A 3,273-nucleotide genomic window follows, 5' to 3' on the forward strand; every position below is an offset into this window, starting at 1 on the left:
GTCGGTGACCGCCGGCGTCCATCGGCGCGTACAGCGTGGCCTCGCCGGTGTTCACGTCCAGCGCCGGGCTCCACTCGGCGACGCCGGCGGTCACCGACTGGGCGACGAAGATGCGGTTCTCCAGCGCCCGCGCCAGGCAGCCTACGCGCACGCGGGTGGCGCCGGCCTCGGTGTCGGTGCAACTGGGTACCACCAGCAGGCGCGCGCCGGCCTCGTACTGGGCGCGAACCGGCAGCGGGAACTCGCTGTCGTAGCAGACCGCCACGCCGGCGCGCACGCCCTCGGCCTCGAACACCTTCAGCGCCTCGCCGCCGTCGATCAGGCCGGTGGCTTTTTCGAAGCCGGTCAGTTGCAGCTTGTCCTGCCAGCCGTGGCCGCCGTCCGGGGTGAACCAGTAGGCGCGGTTGCGGTAGCGTCCCTGGCCCATGTCGAGCAGGAAGCTGCCGGCGACCACGTGCAGGCGATGGCGCTGCGCCAGGTCGGCGAACAGGGCCAGGTACGGCGCATGCAATGCCTGGATCGCCGCCAGCGAGGCCGGCAGCCGCGCCGACACCTCGGCGCCGAAGGTGGCGGCCAGTTCCAGCGACAGATACTCGGGCAGCACCGCCAGCTGCGCGCCGGCCTGCGCGGCCTCGCCCAGCAGCGCAGCCTGCTTGTCGGCGAAGGCGGCGAAATCGGCGGGCGCGCCGATCGGATACTTGGCGACGGCGACTTTCATGCGGCAGGCTCCAGCGCGCGGGTCCAGAAACCCAGGGTATGCGGCGTCTCGCCGCGGTCGACCTCGTTCCATGGCAGATGCATGCGCAAGGCAGCCTGCGGCTGATAGCCGCGCTTGCGCCAGAACACGTCGTTGCCACGATACTCCGGCGGCCGCCGCGGGTCGTCGGGCGCCCGCTCCACCGAACAGAACGCGGTCAGGCGGAAGCGACCGAGCGCGCGCGCATGCGCCTCGCGCTCGTCGAAGAAGGCATGGCCGGCGCCGCGCCCGCGGTACTGCGGCAACAGCACCGATTCGCCGAAATAGAACACCTCGGCCGGGTCGATGCCGCTGCCGGCGAAGGCCGCGGCGAACGCCTCGGTGTCGTCGACCAGCGGCAGCCCGGTGGAGGCGCCGACCACCTGCTCGCCGTCGCGCGCCAGCACGAACACGCTGTCGGGCGACGCCGCATAGGCGGCCAGGTACTCGCGTTCGTAGGCCAGGTCGCCGTCGTAGAGGTAGGGCCAGTCGCGGAACACCACGATGCGCAGCTGCGCGACCGCGTCCAGGAACGGCACGATCCCGGCGCCGCGCAGGCGCTGAATGGAGAGCGGAGAGTGCATCCGTGCACTCTACCGCAAGCGTTTCCCTGGCGCTGCCTGCCTGGCGATGCCCTTGCATGTGCCTCCTTGCCGCGTCCTTGCGCGGGCGTCCTGCCCGTCCTGTGGCGCACGCGCTTCCTTGCCCTGCTTGCGGCGCCTTGGCGTGTGCGCCCTTGTCGCCTCCCTGCGTGGGCGTCCTGCCCGTCCTGTGACGCAAGCGCCTCCTTGCGCTAGCTGCCTGGGCGATGCGCTTGCGTGCGCCCTTGCAGCGTCCCTGCGTGGGCGTCCCTGCCCGTCCTGTGACCCGTGGCGGCATCCGTCCCGCCACCGTCGGCGTTTCTGCCGTCAATGGCCGATGACCATCCGACCGATCCGCCCGCCGTGGCGGCGATCGATGCGGCTGCCCTGCCTCAGCGCCACCAGCGGCACAGCAGCGCGGCCTGTGCCGGCAGCACCAGCAAGCGCGCGCGGCCTTCCGCTTCCCAGGTCACGAACCCCGGCGCAGGCGTGTCCCCGCACCGCTCCACGTCCATCGCCCAGGCCGGATCGCGGCGCACCGCGCGCCAGGGGCAGTAGCGCCACGGCGCGGCATCGCCCGGCAAGGCCGCACGCGCCTGCAGCGCGCCGGCCAGGAACGCCACCGCGTCGCCGGCCAGGGCGGCGCGGCTGCGTTCGCTCAAACGCAGCCACAGGGCTCCGCCGCGGTCGGCGGCGGTGACCAGCGCGGCCTGCGCGCTGCGCGCCAGCGCCCCCGGCAGGTTGCCGGGATGCAGGCCATGGGTCTCCAGGGCGGGCGGCAGCAGCGCCTGCAGACGCCGATGCAGATGACGATGACGATGCGCGACCATGTCCGGTTCTCCCCCGACGGCTCAGCGCAGCGACGCGCCGAGTTCGTACCAGTCGATCCGGCGGGTGATCCACATGATCGCGCCGAGGATGCCGAACAGCAGCAGCGAGCCCATCAGCAAGGCGTTGTCTTCCGAGGCCAGCAGGCCGTACAGCGCGCCGTACAGCACGGTGAGCATGCTGGCGAAGCCGGCCGCGCGCAGGCGGCTGCGCAAGACCCCGGACAGGTAGAAGAACTGCAGCCCGATGCAGGCCACCGCCGAGACCAGATACGCCTGCCAGAACGGGATGTGCTCGGACAGGCTGAGCAGCAGCAGGAAGAAGATTGCCAGCGCAAGGCCGACCAGCAGGTACTGCAGCGGATGGATCGGCAGGCGCTTGATCAGCTCGAACAGGCCGAAGGCGACGAAGGTCAGCACCACGAACAGCAGGCCGTACTTGCTGGCGCGCTCGGCCTGGGTGTATACGTCTACCGGGTCGACCAGGTCCACGCGCAAGGCGTCGAGATCCTGTCCGCCGGAGGCCAGCTGCGCCTGCGCGCCCGTCGCCAGCGACGACAGCGCCCAGCTCGCCTGGAACCCTTGCGCAGTGATGCGGCGCTCGTTGGGCAGGAAGCGGCCGCCGAACAGCGGATGCGGCCACGGCGAGTTCAGCGCGATCTGGTTGTCGTCGCCGACCGGCACGATCGACAGCGCCTGGGTGCCGTCGAGCACGAATTCCATCTGCACATCGTGCAGGTCTGTCAGCCGGCCCTGCTGCGTATCGCGCAATGCCGGCAGCACCGCGTGCACGCCCTTGGAGATGTTGGCCAGCCCTTCCGAGCCCGGCTGCAGCGGCAGCGCGCGGCCGTCGGCGCGCAGATTCGGCGTGCCGACCAGGCCGCGCACGTCCTGCAGGCCGATCGCCAGATACGGCGTGCCGTACTGGCGACGATCGACAGCGGCATAATCGAGATCGTCGAACTCGGCCTTCAGCCGCGCATGCCAGCTGTACACCTGCACCTTGAACAGGCCGATGTGGCGCTGCGCGGGCTTCAGTTCGCCTTCGACCTGCAGCCGCCGCGGCGCCTGCAGCACGTAGCCGGTCTCGGTCTCGCGCTTGGTCACCCGCTTGCCGTCGGCGTCGAGC

Annotated in this window: 4 protein-coding genes; all 4 read right to left on the bottom strand. The window is 71.2% G+C overall.

The window, feature by feature from the left end; all coding sequences use genetic code 11:
• The coding region (locus CEK66_RS20085; RefSeq protein WP_152238060.1) for a nitrilase-related carbon-nitrogen hydrolase at positions 1–718 on the bottom strand (718 nt) is incomplete at its 3' end.
• Positions 715–1,320, bottom strand: coding sequence for a GNAT family N-acetyltransferase (locus CEK66_RS20090; RefSeq protein WP_152238061.1), 606 nt, complete (start codon positions 1,318–1,320; stop codon positions 715–717). The genes CEK66_RS20090 and CEK66_RS20085, both read right to left, overlap by 4 nt.
• Positions 1,321–1,709: 389 nt before the next feature.
• Entirely contained in the window at positions 1,710–2,147 is a 438-nt protein-coding gene (locus CEK66_RS20095; protein ID WP_148829023.1) for a hypothetical protein, read from the bottom strand.
• 21 nt (positions 2,148–2,168) lie between these two features.
• Positions 2,169–3,273 (bottom strand): cell envelope integrity protein CreD (gene creD / locus CEK66_RS20100; protein WP_226978702.1); only part of this gene is annotated, 1,105 nt, incomplete at its 5' end.

Origin of the sequence: Xanthomonas sp. LMG 12460, from assembly GCF_009192895.1 — a bacterium.
GTDB lineage: Bacteria > Pseudomonadota > Gammaproteobacteria > Xanthomonadales > Xanthomonadaceae > Xanthomonas_A > Xanthomonas_A sontii.